General features: G+C 73.9%; 20 protein-coding genes. 8 read left to right on the top strand and 12 right to left on the bottom strand.

The features are described from left to right. Window positions 1-13: 13 nt before the first annotated feature. From B0I33_RS02160 to B0I33_RS02145, 4 genes are read right to left on the bottom strand one after another with little or no spacing between them, the layout of a single operon-like run. Window positions 14-1,207 carry a class I SAM-dependent RNA methyltransferase gene (locus B0I33_RS02160; protein ID WP_106176769.1) on the bottom strand — a complete coding sequence of 398 codons (1,194 nt, stop codon included), beginning with the start codon at window positions 1,205-1,207 and terminating at the stop codon, window positions 14-16. After that, window positions 1,204-3,234, bottom strand: coding sequence for an APC family permease (locus tag B0I33_RS02155; protein ID WP_106176768.1), 2,031 nt, complete (start codon window positions 3,232-3,234; stop codon window positions 1,204-1,206). The genes B0I33_RS02160 and B0I33_RS02155 overlap by 4 nt, the downstream gene beginning before the upstream one ends. 48 nt (window positions 3,235-3,282) lie before the next feature. Further along, a complete protein-coding gene (locus B0I33_RS30300; protein WP_245900390.1) occupies window positions 3,283-3,741 on the bottom strand; it encodes a DUF6653 family protein in 459 nt (152 codons plus the stop codon). An 8-nt stretch (window positions 3,742-3,749) separates the two neighbouring features. Beyond that, the gene (locus B0I33_RS02145) at window positions 3,750-4,214 is read right to left on the bottom strand and encodes a GbsR/MarR family transcriptional regulator (protein WP_106176767.1); all 465 of its coding nucleotides are present in this window, start codon (window positions 4,212-4,214) and stop codon (window positions 3,750-3,752) included. A gap of 85 nt (window positions 4,215-4,299) precedes the next feature. Between B0I33_RS02145 and B0I33_RS02140 the strand changes: the two genes are divergently transcribed. The 4 genes from B0I33_RS02140 (at window position 4,300) to B0I33_RS02125 (ending at window position 7,394) form a co-directional block, all read left to right on the top strand. After that, window positions 4,300-5,223 (top strand): ABC transporter ATP-binding protein, encoded by a 924-nt coding sequence (locus B0I33_RS02140; RefSeq protein ID WP_106176766.1) that lies wholly within the window; start codon window positions 4,300-4,302, stop codon window positions 5,221-5,223. Beyond that, entirely contained in the window at window positions 5,189-6,004 is an 816-nt protein-coding gene (locus B0I33_RS02135; RefSeq protein WP_106176765.1) for an ABC transporter permease subunit, read from the top strand. The genes B0I33_RS02140 and B0I33_RS02135 overlap by 35 nt, the downstream gene beginning before the upstream one ends. Window positions 6,005-6,072: 68 nt before the next feature. Then, the gene (locus B0I33_RS02130) at window positions 6,073-6,738 is read left to right on the top strand and encodes a potassium channel family protein (RefSeq protein ID WP_106176764.1); all 666 of its coding nucleotides are present in this window, start codon (window positions 6,073-6,075) and stop codon (window positions 6,736-6,738) included. Then, complete coding sequence (locus tag B0I33_RS02125; RefSeq protein ID WP_106176763.1) at window positions 6,738-7,394, top strand: potassium channel family protein; 657 nt, start codon at window positions 6,738-6,740, stop codon at window positions 7,392-7,394. Before B0I33_RS02130 ends, B0I33_RS02125 begins: the two co-directional genes overlap by 1 nt. 7 nt (window positions 7,395-7,401) lie before the next feature. Here B0I33_RS02125 and B0I33_RS02120 read toward each other — a convergent pair whose 3' ends face one another. Together B0I33_RS02120 and B0I33_RS02115 are read right to left on the bottom strand one after the other, a co-directional pair. Beyond that, window positions 7,402-8,055, bottom strand: a complete 654-nt coding sequence (locus B0I33_RS02120; RefSeq protein WP_106177010.1) for a DUF3159 domain-containing protein — start codon at window positions 8,053-8,055, stop codon at window positions 7,402-7,404. Between the two features lie 141 nt (window positions 8,056-8,196). Then, a complete protein-coding gene (locus B0I33_RS02115) occupies window positions 8,197-8,574 on the bottom strand; it encodes an OB-fold nucleic acid binding domain-containing protein (RefSeq protein ID WP_106176762.1) in 378 nt (125 codons plus the stop codon). Between the two features lie 207 nt (window positions 8,575-8,781). On the opposite strand from B0I33_RS02115, the gene B0I33_RS02110 reads away from it, so the two are divergent. Together B0I33_RS02110 and B0I33_RS02105 are read left to right on the top strand one after the other, a co-directional pair. Next, window positions 8,782-9,054, top strand: a complete 273-nt coding sequence (locus tag B0I33_RS02110; RefSeq protein ID WP_106176761.1) for a hypothetical protein — start codon at window positions 8,782-8,784, stop codon at window positions 9,052-9,054. Further along, window positions 9,044-9,781, top strand: coding sequence for an alpha/beta hydrolase (locus tag B0I33_RS02105; protein WP_245900389.1), 738 nt, complete (start codon window positions 9,044-9,046; stop codon window positions 9,779-9,781). Before B0I33_RS02110 ends, B0I33_RS02105 begins: the two co-directional genes overlap by 11 nt. A gap of 17 nt (window positions 9,782-9,798) precedes the next feature. Here B0I33_RS02105 and B0I33_RS02100 read toward each other — a convergent pair whose 3' ends face one another. From B0I33_RS02100 to dut, 4 genes are read right to left on the bottom strand one after another with little or no spacing between them, the layout of a single operon-like run. Beyond that, window positions 9,799-10,506, bottom strand: a complete 708-nt coding sequence (locus tag B0I33_RS02100) for a carbon-nitrogen hydrolase family protein (RefSeq protein ID WP_219927109.1) — start codon at window positions 10,504-10,506, stop codon at window positions 9,799-9,801. A gap of 12 nt (window positions 10,507-10,518) precedes the next feature. Then, window positions 10,519-11,148, bottom strand: coding sequence for a LysE family translocator (locus B0I33_RS02095; RefSeq protein WP_106176760.1), 630 nt, complete (start codon window positions 11,146-11,148; stop codon window positions 10,519-10,521). A gap of 11 nt (window positions 11,149-11,159) precedes the next feature. Further along, window positions 11,160-11,819 (bottom strand): DUF3710 domain-containing protein, encoded by a 660-nt coding sequence (locus B0I33_RS02090; RefSeq protein ID WP_106176759.1) that lies wholly within the window; start codon window positions 11,817-11,819, stop codon window positions 11,160-11,162. Continuing rightward, window positions 11,819-12,307: a dUTP diphosphatase gene (gene dut, locus B0I33_RS02085; protein WP_106176758.1), complete on the bottom strand. Its 489-nt coding sequence runs from the start codon at window positions 12,305-12,307 to the stop codon at window positions 11,819-11,821. The genes B0I33_RS02090 and dut overlap by 1 nt, the downstream gene beginning before the upstream one ends. A gap of 24 nt (window positions 12,308-12,331) precedes the next feature. Here dut and B0I33_RS02080 point away from each other — a divergent pair, with 24 nt between their 5' ends. Next, a complete protein-coding gene (locus B0I33_RS02080; protein WP_106176757.1) occupies window positions 12,332-12,886 on the top strand; it encodes a DUF3093 domain-containing protein in 555 nt (184 codons plus the stop codon). Between the two features lie 112 nt (window positions 12,887-12,998). On the opposite strand, the gene B0I33_RS02075 is transcribed toward B0I33_RS02080, so the two are convergent. Beyond that, window positions 12,999-13,307 carry a DUF4193 domain-containing protein gene (locus B0I33_RS02075; protein ID WP_106176756.1) on the bottom strand — a complete coding sequence of 103 codons (309 nt, stop codon included), beginning with the start codon at window positions 13,305-13,307 and terminating at the stop codon, window positions 12,999-13,001. Between the two features lie 512 nt (window positions 13,308-13,819). Here B0I33_RS02075 and cei point away from each other — a divergent pair. Beyond that, window positions 13,820-14,518: an envelope integrity protein Cei gene (gene cei / locus B0I33_RS02070; RefSeq protein ID WP_106176755.1), complete on the top strand. Its 699-nt coding sequence runs from the start codon at window positions 13,820-13,822 to the stop codon at window positions 14,516-14,518. Window positions 14,519-14,539: 21 nt separating this feature from the next. Here cei and B0I33_RS02065 read toward each other — a convergent pair whose 3' ends face one another. After that, window positions 14,540-15,370, bottom strand: coding sequence for an inositol monophosphatase family protein (locus B0I33_RS02065; RefSeq protein ID WP_106177007.1), 831 nt, complete (start codon window positions 15,368-15,370; stop codon window positions 14,540-14,542). Between the last annotated feature and the right edge of the window lie 45 nt (window positions 15,371-15,415).

Here is a 15,415-nt window from a genome sequence, read left to right as displayed (position 1 = left end):
CACTCAGGACAGATCAGCGGGTGAGCAGGGCGAGGCACTCCACGTGGTGGGTCATCGGGAACGCGTCGAACGCCCGCAGCCGGTCGAGGCGGTACCCGTGCCCGGCGAACGCCGCCACGTCGCGGGCCAGCGCGGCCGGGTCGCACGCCACGTACACCACGCGCTCCGGCCCGCCCGCCGCGATCGCGTCCACCACCTCCCGGCCCGCGCCCTTGCGCGGCGGGTCGAGCACCACCACCTCGGGCCGCTCGCCGACGTCCCGCAGCACGCGCTCCACCCGGCCCCGGTGCCAGCGGACCTGCGGCAGGTCGGCGAGGTTGGCCTGCCCGTCGGACACGGCGCGGCCGCCGGACTCGACCGCGAGCACGCCGCCGTCCGGGCCCACCCGCTCCGCCAGCACCGCGGCGAACAGGCCGACCCCGGCGTAGAGGTCCCACACCCGCGCGCCCCGCGAGGGGCGGGCCCACTCCCCCACGACCGCGGCGAAGGTGTCCGCGGCCCCGGGATGCACCTGCCAGAACCCGTGCGCGGCCAGCCGCCAGTCGCGGCCCGCGGCACGCTGGTGCGCGACCCCGCCCGCGTGCTGCCGCGCCCGCTCCCGGCCGCGGACGGTCTCCACCACCCGGACGTGTGTGCGCGCGTCGGCGTCCGCGGTGACCTCGATCTCGCTGCCCGGCCGCCAGCGCCGCCGCAGACCGCCGCCGACGGCGGCGGGCGCCGTGATCGGGCAGTCGGCGAGCGGGACCACCCGGTGACTGCGGTGGGCCCGCAGCCCCGCGTGCCCGTCCCGGCCCGCCACGAAGCGCACCCGGGTCCGCCAGCGCAACGGACCACCGGGCAGCGGCTCCACCTCGACCGGCCACGTGAGACCGGCCAGCCTGCGCAGTTGCTCGGCCACGACGTCGGCCTTGAGCGCGCGCTGCGCCGCCGGGCTCGCGTGCTGCCAGTCGCAGCCGCCGCACAGCCCGGGGCCCGCGACCGGGCACGGCGGTTCCACCCGCTCCGGCGCGGCCCGCAGCACGCGCACGGCGTCCGCGCGGCAGAACGACCCGCCGCCGTCCTCGGTGACCTCCGCGAGCACCACCTCGCCCGGCAGCGCGTGCCGCACGAACACGACCCGTCCGTCCACTCGCGACACACAGTGCCCGCCGTGCGCGACGGGGCCCACCTCCGCCTCGACCGTGCGTCCCGTCCAGTCCGGCTTCACCGGCGCACCTCCCGCTCTCGCTCGCCGGGTGACTCGCCGTGCAGCCCGCGCCGGACGTCGCCCGCCACCGGCCGCGTCCGGTCGGCCCGCCGCGACGCCCGCTTCGACGACTCCAGCTGCCACGGCACGCTCGTCACCATCACCCCGGTCTGGAACAGCAGCCTGCCCTTGAGCCGCAGCGCGCTCTGGTTGTGCAGCAGCTGCTCCCACCAGCGGCCCACCACGTACTCGGGGATGAACACGGTGACGACGTTGCGCGGGTGGTCGCCGCGGATCCGCCGGACGTAGTCGAGCACCGGCCGGGTGATCTCCCGGTACGGCGACTCGACGACCTTCAGCGGGATGGAGAACCCGTGCCGCTGCCACTCGTCGACGAGCTTCTTGGTGTCCACCTCGTCCACGTTGACGGTGACGGCCTCCAGCACGTCGGGCCGGGTCGCCTTGGCGTAGGCCAGCGCCCGCAGCGTCGGCTGGTGCAGCTGCGAGACCAGCACGATCGCGTGGTTGCGGGCGGGCAGCGTCGTGGGCTTGCCCTCGTGTTCCCTGAGCTCCTCGGCCACCCGGTCGTAGTGCCTGCGGATGGCCGTCATGAGCCAGTAGATCGCCGCCATCGACACGATCGAGATCCACGCCCCCGCGAGGAACTTGGTGACGAGGATCACCACCAGCACCGACGCGGTCATGAACAGGCCGAACGAGTTGATCGCCTGGGCCCGGCGCATCCGGTGCCGCGCGGCCGGGTCGGTCTCCGTGCGCAGCAACCGGTTCCAGTGCCGGATCATGCCGCTCTGGCTGAGCACGAACGACACGAACACCCCGACGATGTAGAGCTGGATCAGCTGGGTCACCTCGGCCTCGAACACGACGACCAGCACGATCGCGAACCCGGCGAGGAACAGGATGCCGTTGCTGAACGCCAGCCGGTCGCCGCGCGTGTGCAGCTGGCGCGGCAGGTACCGGTCCTGCGCAAGGATCGAGCCCAGCACGGGGAAGCCGTTGAACGCCGTGTTGGCCGCGAGCACCAGGATGAGGCCGGTGAAGAAGATCACGTACCAGGTGGCGGGCGGGAACCCGGCGAAGACCGCGTTGGCCAGCTGCGCCACCAGGGTCTTCTGCTCGTAGCCCTCGGGCGCGTTGAGCAGCTGCTCCTCCGGGTGCTCGGCCAGGACCACGCCGGTCACGCGCGCGAGGAACAGCAGCCCCAGGAACATCGTGATGGCGAGCGTGCCCATCAGCAGCAGGGTGGCCGCGGCGTTGCGGCCCTTCGGCTTGCGGAACGCGGGCACGCCGTTGGCGATCGCCTCGACGCCGGTGAGCGCCGCGCTGCCCGAGGAGAAGGCGCGCAGGATGAGGAAGGCGAAGGCGAACCCGGCCAGGTGGTGCTCCTCCGCCGCCAGCTCCAGGTCGGCGCTCTCGGCCCGGACCTCCTCGCCGAGGGCGAACACCTGGATGCCGCCCCAGACGATCATGCCCAGGATGCCGGCGACGAACGCGTACGACGGGATGGCGAACGCCGTGCCCGACTCGCGCACGCCCCGCAGGTTCATCGCGGTCAGCAGCACGATCGCCAGCACGGCGAACGCCACCTTGTGGGTGGCGACGAACGGGATGGCGGAGCCGATGTTGGCCGCCGCCGAGGCGATCGACACGGCGACCGTGAGGATGTAGTCCACCAGCAGCGCGCTGCCGACCATCAGCCCCCAGCGCCGGCCGTGGTTGACGGTCGCCACCTCGTAGTCGCCGCCACCGGAGGTGTAGGCGCGCACGTTCTGCCGGTAGGAGGCGACGACCGCCACCATCACCAGCGCGACGACGAGGCCGATCCACGGGCTGTAGACGTAGGCCGAGGCGCCCGCGACCGAGAGCATGAGGAGGATCTCCTCGGGCGCGTACGCCACGCTCGACATCGGGTCGGACGCGAACACGGGCAGCGCGATCCGCTTGGGCAGCAGCGTGTGCGCGAGGCGGTCGCTGCGGAACGGCCTGCCCAGCACCAGCCGCTTGGCCACTGTGGCGAACTTGGACACGGCGAGAGCGTAATCCGCCGGTCCGGTGCCGTTACGAGACGGCGGCGATCACCGCTGCCGCCCCGGCGCGGTGGCGTGGTAGCGCACCATGAGCTCCCAGTAGACCATCGTCAGCCCCAGCTGTGCCGCGGTCGCCACGGCCGCCGGCACGGCGCGCCTGCGCCGGGCCGCGACCAGGGCGGCGAGCATCGCGGCGGTCGCGGCGGCGTTCACGGCCAGCGCGGCGTCGCGCGGCCGCTCGGTGATCCACAGCTCCTCGCCGAGCATGGCCCGGGTGGCCCAGGCGTCCTGGGTGCGCGGCCGGGGGAAGAGCACCGGGTTGACGACCATCCACGCGGCGAAGGCGACGGCGTGCCCCCGCCGCCGGGTCCACACGGGAACCAGCGCGAGGGGGGCGCTCAGCCAGCGCGTCCACGCGCTCCACGGGTGGGAGTGGCGCGCGAACACGGCGCGCCGCAGGGTGGCGATGGTACCGGCGGTGCCGGTTGTTTCCGCTGTTTCGGCCATGACCGCGGTCACTCCTCCCTCGGCAGGCCACGCTCGGCCCGCCACACGTCCATCAGCCGGGGCAGCTCCCGCAGCAGGTAGCGGTAGAAGTCGCGCATCTCGGCCAGCCTGCGGCCCGCGACGCTGTCCTCACCGGTGCTCTCGACGCCCTCCTCCGCCGCCCTGAGCATCGCGCCGACCACCTCGTTCTGCGCGGACATCAGCGTGGGCCAGCCGTCGTCGGGGAACCGGTAATGCTCGCGTCTGCTCCCGGGAACGGGCACGCGCTCGATCAGGCCGACCGGCTGCAGCATCTTGAGCGCTCCGGACACCGAGCCGGCGCTCACGCCGAGCCGTTCCGCGATCTCGCCCGCGGTGATGGTCTCCTGGTCGGCGAACAGCAACGCGCACAGCACCCGGGCGGTCATCCGCTGCATGCCGTTGCGGGTCAGGGTCAGCGCCATGCGCTCGGCGGCGTCCATCGGCCCGGCCATGCTCCTCCCTGCGTCGAAGGTCTTGACGGTATCCTAACACTTGCGAGTGTTCGGAAATTTCAGAAAACTGGATATAGTCACCGGCATGGACACCGTCATCGAGCTCGACCGGCTCACCAAGAACTATGGGCGCAGGCGCGGCCTGTCCGGCCTCACCCTGGACATCCACCGCGGGGAGGTGTTCGGCTTCCTCGGGCCGAACGGCGCGGGCAAGTCGACCACCATCCGGCTGCTGCTCGACCTCATCCGGCCCACCGAGGGCACCGCCCGCGTGCTCGGCCTCGATCCGCACGCCGACGCCGTGCGCCTGCACCGGCGGGTCGGGTACCTGCCCGGCGACTTCGTGGTCCCCGGACGCTGGACCGCGGGCGAGTGCCTGGAGTACCTGACCTCGCTACGCGGCGGGGTGTCCCGCGCCCGCCTCACGGCGCTGGCCGGGCGGCTGGACCTCGACCTGGGCGCCCGGATCCGCAGCCTGTCCAAGGGCAACCGGCAGAAGGTCGGGATCGTGCAGGCCTTCGCGCACGAGCCCGAGCTGCTGATCCTCGACGAGCCCACCTCCGGGCTCGACCCGCTCGTGCAGCAGACGTTCCTGCGCATGGTCACCGAGGCCAGGGCGGCGGGGCAGACCGTGTTCATGTCCTCGCACATCATGAGCGAGGTCGAGCGCGTGGCCGACCGCGTGGGCATCATCCGCGAGGGCAGGCTCGTCACACTCGACACCGTCGCCGCCCTGCGGGAGCACGCCGTGCGGCGCGTCCGGCTCACGTTCGACCGGCCGGTGCCCGCCGAGGGGTTCGCGCACCTCCCCGGCGTCGTGGACGCCAGCACGCAGGGCACCACCCTGCACTGCCGCGTCGAGGGCAGCCCGGACGCACTCCTCAAGGCCGCCGCGCGGCACACCGTCACCGACCTGCTCAGCGAGGAACCCGACCTCGAGGAGCTGTTCTTCACCTACTACGAAGGAGCTGAAAATGGCCACGAAGCCGGCCTCACCCCAGGCCGCTAGGATCTTCGCCCGCGCCGTGCGCGACCAGCGCCGGTCGCTGCCCGCCTGGGCGGCCGCCACCGCCGCGCTCGGCGCCCTGTACGCGTCGTTCTACCCGCAGCTCGCCGACGGGGCGATGGCCGACATGATGGCCGACTTCCCCGGACCCCTGCGCGACGCGTTCCGGCTCGACGACCTCAGCTCCGCGGCGGGCTATCTCGGCTCCAGCATCTTCGGGCTCCTCCTGCCCCTGCTGATGGTGGTCTACGCCATCGCCACCGGCACCCGTGCCATCGCGGGCGACGAGGAGGACGGGCTGCTCGACGTGCCGCTGGCGCACCCCGTCGCCCGGACGCGGCTGCTCGGCCAGCGGTTCGCGGCACTCGCCACGGGCACCGCCGTCATCGCGGCCACGGTGTTCCTCGCGATGCTGGCCGTCCGCGGCGCGGCGGAGCTGGAGTCGGTGAGCGTCGCCGAGTTCGCCGCCCAGTGCCTCAACCTGGCCCTGCTCGGCTGCTGCTTCGGCGCGCTCGCCGTCGGACTGGGCGGCGCACTGGGCCGCCGCACGCCCGTGCTCGCGGGCACCGCGGCCGTCGCCGTGGTCACGTACGTGTTCGACCGGTTCTCCGGCCAGCTGGGCGCGGACTGGCTGCGCCACCTCTCGCCGTTCCACCACTACCTCGGCGGCGAGCCACTGCGCACCGGTTTCCAGTGGGCCGACGCGGGCATCCTGCTCGGCGCGTCGCTGGTGCCGCTGGCGGCGGGCGCGGCGCGGTTCGCCAACCGCGACCTCGGCACCTGAGGTTCCCGCGCCGGAGGTAGGTTCTCCGCTGGCGCCGGCGACAGGCGGAAGTTCGAGGAGGCACAGCCGTGCACGTGGTGATCATGGGATGCGGCCGGGTGGGCGCGTCCCTGGCCGCTGCTCTGGAAAGGCTCGGCCACAGCGTCGCGGTCGTCGACAGATCGCGGGACGCGTTCCGCAGGCTGGGCGGCGACTTCCACGGCGAGCAGGTGGTCGGGATGGGCTTCGACCGGCAGGTGCTGATCGAGGCGGGAGTCGAGCGCGCGGGCGCGTTCGCCGCGGTGTCCAACGGCGACAACTCGAACATCATCTCCGCGCGGGTGGCGCGGGAGACGTTCGGTGTCGAGCACGTCGTGGCCCGTATCTACGACCCCAAGCGCGCCGCCGTGTACGAGCGGCTGGGCATCCCGACCGTCGCCACCGTGCCCTGGACGACGGACCGTTTCCTGCGCACACTGCTCCCGGAGGGCGTCGCGACCTCGTGGCGCGACCCCTCCGGGACGATGGCGCTGCTGCAGCTGCCGGTGCACGAGGCCTGGGTGGGCCGCTCGATCCGGGACCTGGAGGAGGCGGCGGGCTGCCGGGTCGCGTTCGTCATGCGGTTCGGCACCGGTGTCCTGCCCGAGCCCAAGACCGTGCTGCAGGCCGACGACGTGGTGTACGCCGCCGCGAAGTCCGGCACGGTCACCGACGTCACCAGCGTGGCCGCGCGGCCACCCGAGGAGGAGAGCTGATGCGGGTCGCGATCGCGGGAGCGGGCGCCGTGGGGCGCTCCATCGCGACGGAGCTGATCGACGCCGGGCACACGGTGATGCTCATCGAGCGGCAGAGCGAGCAGTTCGTCCCCGAGACCGTGGAGCGGGCCGACTGGGTGCTCGGCGACGCGTGCGAGGTGTCCACGCTCGAGGACTCCGGGATCGAACTGTGCGACGTGGTGATCGCGGCGACCGGCGACGACAAGGTCAACCTCGTCGTGTCGCTGCTCGCGAAGACCGAGTTCGCCGTGCGCCGCGTCGTGGCCAGGGTCAACAACCCGGCCAACGAGTGGCTGTTCAACGAGAGCTGGGGGGTGGACGTCGCCGTGTCCACCCCGCGCATGCTGGCGGCCATGGTGGAGGAGGCGGTCAGCGTCGGCGACCTGGTGCGGCTGATGACGTTCCGGCAGAGCCAGGCCAACCTGGTGGAGCTCACGCTGCCCGCCGACACGCCGCTGGCCGGCAAGGCGGTGCGCGACCTCGCCCTGCCCCGGGACGCGGCGCTGGTGACGATCCTGCGCGGCGACCGGGTGATCGTGCCGCAGCCGGACGACCCGCTCGAGCCCGGCGACGAGCTGCTGTTCGTCTCGCCGAGCGACGTGGAACCGGAGATCCGCTCGGCGCTGGGCCGCTGACCGCCGGTCAGGCCTCCTGCGGCGGGGCCTGGCCGTACTTCAGGCGCAGGCGTTCCTCGGTCCGCTCCTCCTCGGCGCGCTCCGCCTCGCTGAGTTCCTTGAGCCGCCGGTCCGAGCGGCGCACCGCCCACACGACGACGAGCAGCGCCAGCCCGTAGAGCGGGTAGCCCATGGCGATCTTGGCGAACGCCAGCCAGCCGGTGAGGTCCTCGTCGTACAGCCACCGCTGCACGACGAACCGCGCGGCGAACACGGCCGCCAGCGCCAGGGTCGCCACGTCGTAGCCGAAGCGGGACGGCTTGTCCCTGCGCCAGGCCGTGCCCGTGCCGTTGAGCAGGTTCCACACGACCCCGGCGAGCGGCCAGCGCACCACGATCGACAGCAGGAAGGCCGCGCAGTACACCAGGCTCGCCCAGATGCCGAACAGGAAGAAGCCCTTGGCGGTGCCCGTCCGGTAGGCGAGGAACGCCGCGATGGCCACCCCGAAGAACCCCGAGATCGCCGGCTGCAGCGGCTCCTTGCGGACGATCCGCAGCACCGTGATCGCGACCGCGCTGCCCACCGCGCTCCAGATGCCCACCTGCAGCCCGAACACCGCGTTGGCCAGCACGAACACGATCACCGGCACCGAGGAGTAGAACAGCCCCGACACCCCGCCCATCTGTTCGAGCAGGGTCGGCTGCCGCTCCTCACCGGCGGGCCGCTCCTCGGCGCCGTCCGCGCCCTCGGGCGCCGCGGCGGTGGGTTCGGGCTGGTCGGGCCGGTGGGAATCAGTCACGGTGCGCTTTCACTCTTCGCGGGCTCAGGTCGGTTGCAGCAGCTCGTAGTAAGGGTTGTACAGCACCTTCTGACCGTTACGGTCGGCCATCCGGCCGCGGACCTTGATGGTACGGCCCGGCTCGATTCCCGGAATGCGGCGCCTGCCGAGCCAGACGAGCGTCACCTCGTCCGTCCCGTCGAACAACGCCGCCTCCAGCGTGGCGACATCGCTGGCCGGGCACAGGTCCACGCTGCGCAACCGGCCGAGCACGGTCACCTCGTCGCCCGACCGGCAGTCGCACGCGCGCTGCGCGCCTCCTGCCTCGGACTTCTCCGACAGGTCGTCGGCGTCGAGCTCCTCCACGTCACTGGTCAGCTTGCGAACCAACCGGCTGAAGTAGCCGCCGTCTTTGGCGGGCATATTCGGTGCTCCTGTGCTCCGGGGCCACCCCGACTTCGTTCTGGCCCGTGCGTGGTCCAGCGTAGCTCGTTCGCCGCGAGGGACTACCGGTTGCGGCAGGATCGCAACGTGACGTCCGCAACCGCCAGGCGCGGCGGCAGCGCCCGTGACCACACCGTGATCCCGGATCTTGACCACGGCGACGAACCTCGGCAAAGGTGGTGCTCCATGGCGGCCTCCGGCACGGTTCCACACACGGTCGATCCGCACCGTCCCACACCGCTCGCTCGCCGGTGCCGCCGCGCCGCCCGGTGCGAACTCCGCACCGGCTGCGCCGGGCACGACGGCACCGGCGGCTACCGCGCCGAGACCGAGCGGGCGCGGGTCACGGCCCCGGTGCCCGCCGGGGAGCGGCTGCGCGGGATGTTCGCCCACCCCGGCGAGCGGGCTCGGTCCCGCCGGCTCCACGTCGGCCACCGGCGGCTCCACCGTGACCCGTAGCCGCGGCCCGCTGGTGCGCCCGGAACGCGCCGTGCTCCTGCCCGGAACGGGGTCCGACGAGGTGTTCGTCCGGTCCGCGTTCGCGGGCCCGCTGGCCGCGCTGGGAATCCCGCTGACCGCGCCCCCGCCGCCCCGGGGTGCCGCCGTGACCGGCGGGTCGCTGGACCTGCTCGACGAGCTCGCCGAGCGGGCGGGACGGCCGCTGCTGGTCGGCGGGATCTCCCTGGGCGCCCACCTCGCCGCCGAGTGGGCGGTGCGCTCACCGCACCGGTGCGCGGGCCTGCTGGTGGCGCTGCCCGCGTGGAACGGCCCCGCCGGCGGTGCCCCCGCCGCCGTCGCCGCGCGCGCGTCGGCCGACCTCGTGGCCCGCGAGGGCGTGGACAGGGCCCTGCGACTGGCCACCTCGGGGGTCGCACCGTGGCTGGCCGGCGAACTGCGCCGCGCGTGGCGGCGGCACGGCACCGGGCTCGCGGCCGCCCTGTGCGCCGCCGCGGGCCACCCGGCGCCCACGCGGGCCGCACTGCGGCAGCTGGCCGTTCCGGTCGGCATCGCCGCCTGCGCGGACGACCCCGTGCACCCCGCCCCGGTCGCGCACGCGTGGGCCGCCGCACTGCCCAGGGCCGCCGTGCACGAGACGACCCTGGCCGCCGTCGGCGCCGACCGGGAGACGCTCGGCAGGGCTGCGCTGCTCGCCTGGCTGCGCGCCGCGCGCGGCGTGCCCCGCTGACCGGCGGCGGGACCGGGTCACTTCAGCGTGGCGCGGACGACGGCACCCGGCTCCCGGCCCGCACGGGCGGCCAGGTCACCACCCGGCCGCCAGATGCCGGAACGGCCCGCCGTCCGGTCGAAGCCACCACCGGTGGGGCCCGCCCAGCTGGCCAGCACCACCCCCACGCCGTACCCGGTGGCCACCCGCCGGGCCCGCCGCGCGAGGACCGCCGTGTCCGCCTCGGCCTCCACGACGCCGGCGACGTAGACGTCCATGCCGAGGGCGGCCGTGTCCGCGGCGTGCCGGTCCACCCCGGTGTCCTTGCAGATCGCGAGGCCGAGCCGCCAGCCGCCGACCTCGTGCACGGCCGGGCCGGGGCCGGGCGCGAACCGTTCCGGTTCCGCGCCGCCGAGCCACGCCTTGCGGTACACCACCGCGGCCCCGGAGCCGTCCACGGCGAGCATCCCGATGGACGGCCTGCCGCCGTCTCCCGAAACCGGCGCGCCCGCCAGCGCACACGTCCCGGTGTCCCGGCACGCGTCCACGAGCGGGGCCAGCCGGGGGTCGTCCGGGCTCACCGGCTCCGCGTCCAGCTCGTACCCGGTCAGCGACAGCTCCGGGAACACCACCACCCGCGCGGCCGCCGCCCGCACCGCATCGGCGTGGGCGACGGCGTTGGCCGCCACGGCGTGCCCCGCGCCGGGTGGCTGCGCGGCGGCGACCGTCAGCGGGGCGCGGGTCACCGGGCCACCCGCCTACTCGGCCACGGCGACGAACCCGCCGAGCCCGATCATCGTCAGGCCGGCGGCCACCCGCTGCCGGACACGCCACCGGGGGTTCTCCAGCAACCGGGCGCCCAGCCCGCCCGCGAACAGGGCGACCGCGAGGTCGGCGAGGAACGCCATCGCGAGGGCGATCAGCCCCAGCAACAGGAACACCAGCGGCGCGGGCGCGGTCTCCGGGTGGACGAAGTGCGGCAGCAGCGCCATGAAGTACAGCGCCGTCTTCGGGTTCAGCAGCTCGGTCAGCACGCCCTGCGTCCACGGCGAGCGGGCCCAGCGCCCGCCGCGGCCCGCGGACGGGGCGGGCGCGTCGTCGTGCCGCCGGAGGATCGCCTGCAGGCCCAGGTACACCAGGTAGCAGGCACCGGCGATCTTGACGACGGTGAACGCGACGGCGGAGGTGGCGAGCAGCGCGGAGAGCCCCAGCGCGGCCGCCACGACGTGCACGGCGGCGCCGACGGCGTTGCCCGCCACCGACCGCACCCCCTCGCCCCGGCCGCCGCGCAGGCTGCGTGCCAGCACGTAGAGGATCCCGGGACCGGGGGTGACGGCGAACAACGCGGCCGTGCCGAGGAACACGGCCCACTCCGCGGCGGTGGGCACGGGCGGACCTCCTACGCCTGCTGCTGGGCCGCGATGTGCTGCTGGACGGCCTCCGGCAGGGTGATCGGCAGCGGGGTGCGCACCGGCATCGGCGAGTCCCCGCGCACCACGATCGTGTCGCGCACGATGTCCCGCAGCACGGCGGGCGCCTGTGCCGCCTGCGACTGGGGACCCGCGATCACCCCGCGCAGCATCCACCGGGGACCGTCGACGCCGACGAACCGCAGCGCCACCTCCCCGACGATGGCGGACAGTTCGAGGCCCCACTCGCCGCGGGTGGACGTCACCTGCGCGCCGTCGTTGCGCAGCTGCTCGGTCAGCTCGGTGCTGACCTCCCGCCACAGCCCGCCGGAGCGCGGCGCCGCGTAGCCGCTCACCGTCACCTGCCCGTGCGAGGTCACCACGTGCACGGCGCGGACGTTGCCGCTCTGCTGGTCCATCTCGACCTGCACCTGCGAGCCGTCCGGCACGGGCACGCGCACCGAGCCGAGGTCGATCCTCGGCAGCTCGTCCTCGGGTGCGTCCTCGACGTCGTAGGGCCCCTGGGGAGTCTCCACGGGCTCCGGACCGTCGTCCTCCGGCAGCTCGTCGGCCTCGGGGGCGGCGTGCCTGCCGCGGCGCGGCTCCTCCTCCGGCTCGGCCCCCCGGCGCTTACGTCCGAAAATCCCCACTAGTTCTCCGTTCCTTCCCGGTCCGGCCCCACCGGACCGAGTGCGGCATGTCCACCTGTCGAACCGTAGCCACCCGCGCCGCGTTCCGTCGCCTCCAGCTCGGCCACCTCGACGAACTCGGCCTGCTCCACCCGCTGGATCACCAGCTGGGCGATCCGGTCGCCCCGGTTCAGCACGATCGGCTCCCTCGGGTCGTGGTTGACCAGGCACACGCGGATCTCCCCGCGGTAGCCCGAGTCGATGGTGCCGGGTGTGTTGACCACCGACAGCCCCGCCCTGGCGGCCAGGCCGGAACGCGGGTGCACGAAACCGGCATACCCGGGCGGCAGCGCGATCGCCACCCCCGTGCCGACGACGGCTCGCTCACCGGGCGGCAGCACGATGTCGGACGTGGTCACCAGGTCGGCGCCGGCGTCGCCGGGCCGGGCGTAGGCGGGTGGCGGGACACCGGGGTCGAGCCGGGAGAGGAGGACCTGCACGCTGGACACGACCCGCGAGACTACCCTGGAGGCGTGAGTGACGACGCAAGCGCGGGCGGGGACGGCGCGCGGGACGCCGCGCCGGACACCGTGTACACGGAGCGGCTGTCCGTGTCCTGGTGGGCCTGGCCGCTGCCGCTGATCGCCGCGACGCTGCTGGCCGCCGAGATCCACATGGGCTACCCGGGTGTGCGGGCCTGGCTGCCGTACGCGGTGCTGCTGCCGCTCACCGTGCTGCTGATCCTCGGGGCGGGCCGCGCCCGGGTCCGGGTCACGGCGTGCGGCGCGGAACCCGAGCTGTGGGCGGGTGACGCCCACCTGCCGCTGCGGTTCGTCGGCCAGGTCGACGTGATCGGCAAGCGGGACAAGCGCAAGGCCCTCGGCCCCGAGCTGGATCCGGCGGCGTTCGTGCTGCACCGCGGCTGGATCCCCACCCTGGTGCGGGTGCACCTCACCGATCCCGCCGATCCCACGCCGTACTGGGTGATCAGCACCCGCAGGCCCGACCGGCTGGCCGGGCTGCTGCGCGCGCACGCGCCGGAGGCCACCAGCCCCCCGGCGGGCGCCGAGCCGACCGAACGGCCCTGAGCGCGTACGAAACGGGGCGGCCGGGCCTGCCGGCCCAACCACCCCTTCGTCGACCCCAGACCCCCTCCGGTGCCCGGTCACCTTCGTCCGCGCTCAGCGCCGGACGGACGGATCAGGCGCAGTCGCGGCAGATCATCCGGCCGCCGCTCTCCTCGGCGAGCCTGCTGCGGTGGTGCACGAGGAAGCACACGGAACAGGTGAACTCGTCCGCCTGCTTCGGCACGACCTTGACCGTCAGGTCCTCCCCCGACAGGCCCGAGAGGTCTGCCCCCGGCAGCTCGAAGTTCTCGGCGGTCGCGTCCTCGTCCACGTCGACCACGCCGGACTGGGTTTCGTTGCGCCGGGCCTTCAGCTCCTCCAACGAGTCCTCGGCCAGCTCGTCGGCCTCGCTGCGGCGCGGAGCGTCGTAGTCGGTCGCCATTGTCCTTTCACCCCTGCGATCAGCTTCGTGTCTGGTTACCGGACACCCAGACTCATCGCCCGGGAATCCGCCGTGCCGCTGGTCAACGTTCCAGCGCCCCTGTTTGTGCCCGAAACGGAAGTGAGGGAGGTCTCTTCCGCGAGATCCCGATCTACGTCCGGAGCCCGCAGAGGGTAGCCCACCGCCGCACACCTCCGGAAACGGGTTACCCAGGTCCGCCCCGGCATCACTCCTCGGGGCTAACCTGCGTTCCGCCGGGCGCTACGCCGTTCGGGTTGCGAGTGGGTATCGGCTGGCTGGGTGCCGGCCGTGACGGCTTGCTCACACCCCGTCTGACGTGGTGCTATCCGATTCGGGGCTCGTTCGGGGCGGCCGCGGGCGGCGGACGCCGGACGGGCACGGGATTCCACGGTGGGGCTGCTGCCCGGACAACACGCTGTAACGCCTAGGCTGATCAGCGACGACGGTAGCGGTGAGCACGTTCACGCGCGACGAAGGGAAGGGACGGGCAGGTGGCGTCGGGGAGGGCCTACGGTAGCCGCGGTGGCCGCGGAGTGAAGCCGTACCGCAGGCGCAAGCCGCTGCCCGCGCTCATCGTCATCGCGGTACTCGGGCTCGCGTCGGCGTTCGTCTGGGTCAACCTCATCACCACCAAGGAAGACATCAACGCGGCGATCCGCTGCGAGCCCGCGCCGAAACCGCCGCCGGGCACCACGTTCACCCGGTTGCCGCACGACGCGCTCGACGACGTCGAGCCCATCCCGCCGGACAAGGTGGCGTTGCGCGTCCTCAACGCCAACGGCACCCGCGGCCAGGCCTCGCTGACGACGCTGAGCCTCAAGGACATCGGTTTCACCAAGACCGCGGAACCCGCCAACGACCCGGCGTACCCCTACCCCAGGCGGACGGCGGCGTGCCACGGGCAGATCCGCTTCGGCGAGAACGGCCGCGCCGCGGCCCGGACGGTGAGCCTCGCCCACCCGTGCCTGGAGCTCGTGCGGGACAACCGCAAGGACGCCACCGTCGACATGTCCCTCGGCGAGCGGTTCACCGACGTCCGGCTCACCCCGGAGGCGAAGCGGATCCTGGACCGGCTCACGGAGTGGTCCGCCGAACGCGCGGGCGTGGGAAACAACCAGCAGTCCACCGCGCAGGCCGGGCCGGACCTCGACCCCGCGCTGCTCGAGGCGGCCCGCGACGTCACCTGCTGAGCCCTCGCGGAACCGGACGGCTCAGACGTCGGCGGCGCCGCAGTCGACCAGCACCGCCCGCAGCGCGCTCGCCACGGCGGGCGACGCGGCGAGCGTGGCGTCCGCGCCCAGCTGCGGATCCTCCCCCGGCAGGGACACCACGGCACCGGCCTCCGCGGCGATCAGCGCGCCCGCCGCCCAGTCCCACCGGTTCAGCCCGTGCTCGAAGTACGCGTCGTGCCAGCCCGCCGCCACCGCGCACAGGTCGAGGGAGGCGGCACCCGCCCGGCGGATGTCCCGCACGTGCTCCAGCACCCCCGCCATCAGCCTGGCCTGGCGGGCCCGCCGCCGCACCTGGTAGGCGAAGCCCGTCGCGAGCAGCGCCTGGTCCAGCCCGGCCGGCCGGGACACCCGCAGCGGCTCGCCGTCCAGCCAGGCGCCGGCCCCGCGCGTCGCCGTCCACCGCCTGCCGCTGACGGGCTCGACCACGGCACCCGCGACCGAGACGCCGCCGACCTGCGCGGCGACCGAGACGGCGAACACCGGGAAGCCGTAGAGGAAGTTCACGGTCCCGTCGATGGGGTCGACCACCCACGTCACGGCGGCGCTGCCCTCGGCGCTCTCGGTGCCCACCTCGCCGCCGCCCTCCTCGCCGAGCACCGGGTCGCCCGGCCGCAGCTCGGCCAGCCGCCGCCGGACGAACCGCTCGGAGTCGTGGTCCACCGCGGTCACCACGTCGGTGTCGCTGGTCTTGGTGTCGACGGCCACGCCGCGGCCCGCGCTGATGTCGGCACGTGCCGTGCGGACCAGGTCGGCGGCCTCCGCAGCGACGCGCGCGGCGACCTCGGTCAGGACGGCCGGGTCCGGCTCGATAGCTCCCACGACACCATGGGACCACACCCGGCTAAGGTCTCTGCC

The organism is Prauserella shujinwangii (assembly GCF_003001955.1).
Taxonomy (GTDB): domain Bacteria; phylum Actinomycetota; class Actinomycetes; order Mycobacteriales; family Pseudonocardiaceae; genus Qaidamihabitans; species Qaidamihabitans shujinwangii.
This window is presented reverse-complemented; position numbering and strand designations above follow the sequence as displayed.

Coding starts and splice junctions, on each gene's coding strand:
- B0I33_RS02115 (WP_106176762.1), bottom strand. CDS start 8,574: ATGCCCGCCAAAGACGGCGGCTACTTCAGCCGGTTGGTTCGCAAGCTG.
- B0I33_RS02140 (WP_106176766.1), top strand. CDS start 4,300: ATGGACACCGTCATCGAGCTCGACCGGCTCACCAAGAACTATGGGCGC.
- B0I33_RS02110 (WP_106176761.1), top strand. CDS start 8,782: ATGGCGGCCTCCGGCACGGTTCCACACACGGTCGATCCGCACCGTCCC.
- B0I33_RS02125 (WP_106176763.1), top strand. CDS start 6,738: ATGCGGGTCGCGATCGCGGGAGCGGGCGCCGTGGGGCGCTCCATCGCG.
- B0I33_RS02120 (WP_106177010.1), bottom strand. CDS start 8,055: ATGGGCGGGGTGTCGGGGCTGTTCTACTCCTCGGTGCCGGTGATCGTG.
- B0I33_RS30300 (WP_245900390.1), bottom strand. CDS start 3,741: ATGGCCGAAACAGCGGAAACAACCGGCACCGCCGGTACCATCGCCACC.
- B0I33_RS02145 (WP_106176767.1), bottom strand. CDS start 4,214: ATGGCCGGGCCGATGGACGCCGCCGAGCGCATGGCGCTGACCCTGACC.
- B0I33_RS02075 (WP_106176756.1), bottom strand. CDS start 13,307: ATGGCGACCGACTACGACGCTCCGCGCCGCAGCGAGGCCGACGAGCTG.
- B0I33_RS02135 (WP_106176765.1), top strand. CDS start 5,189: ATGGCCACGAAGCCGGCCTCACCCCAGGCCGCTAGGATCTTCGCCCGC.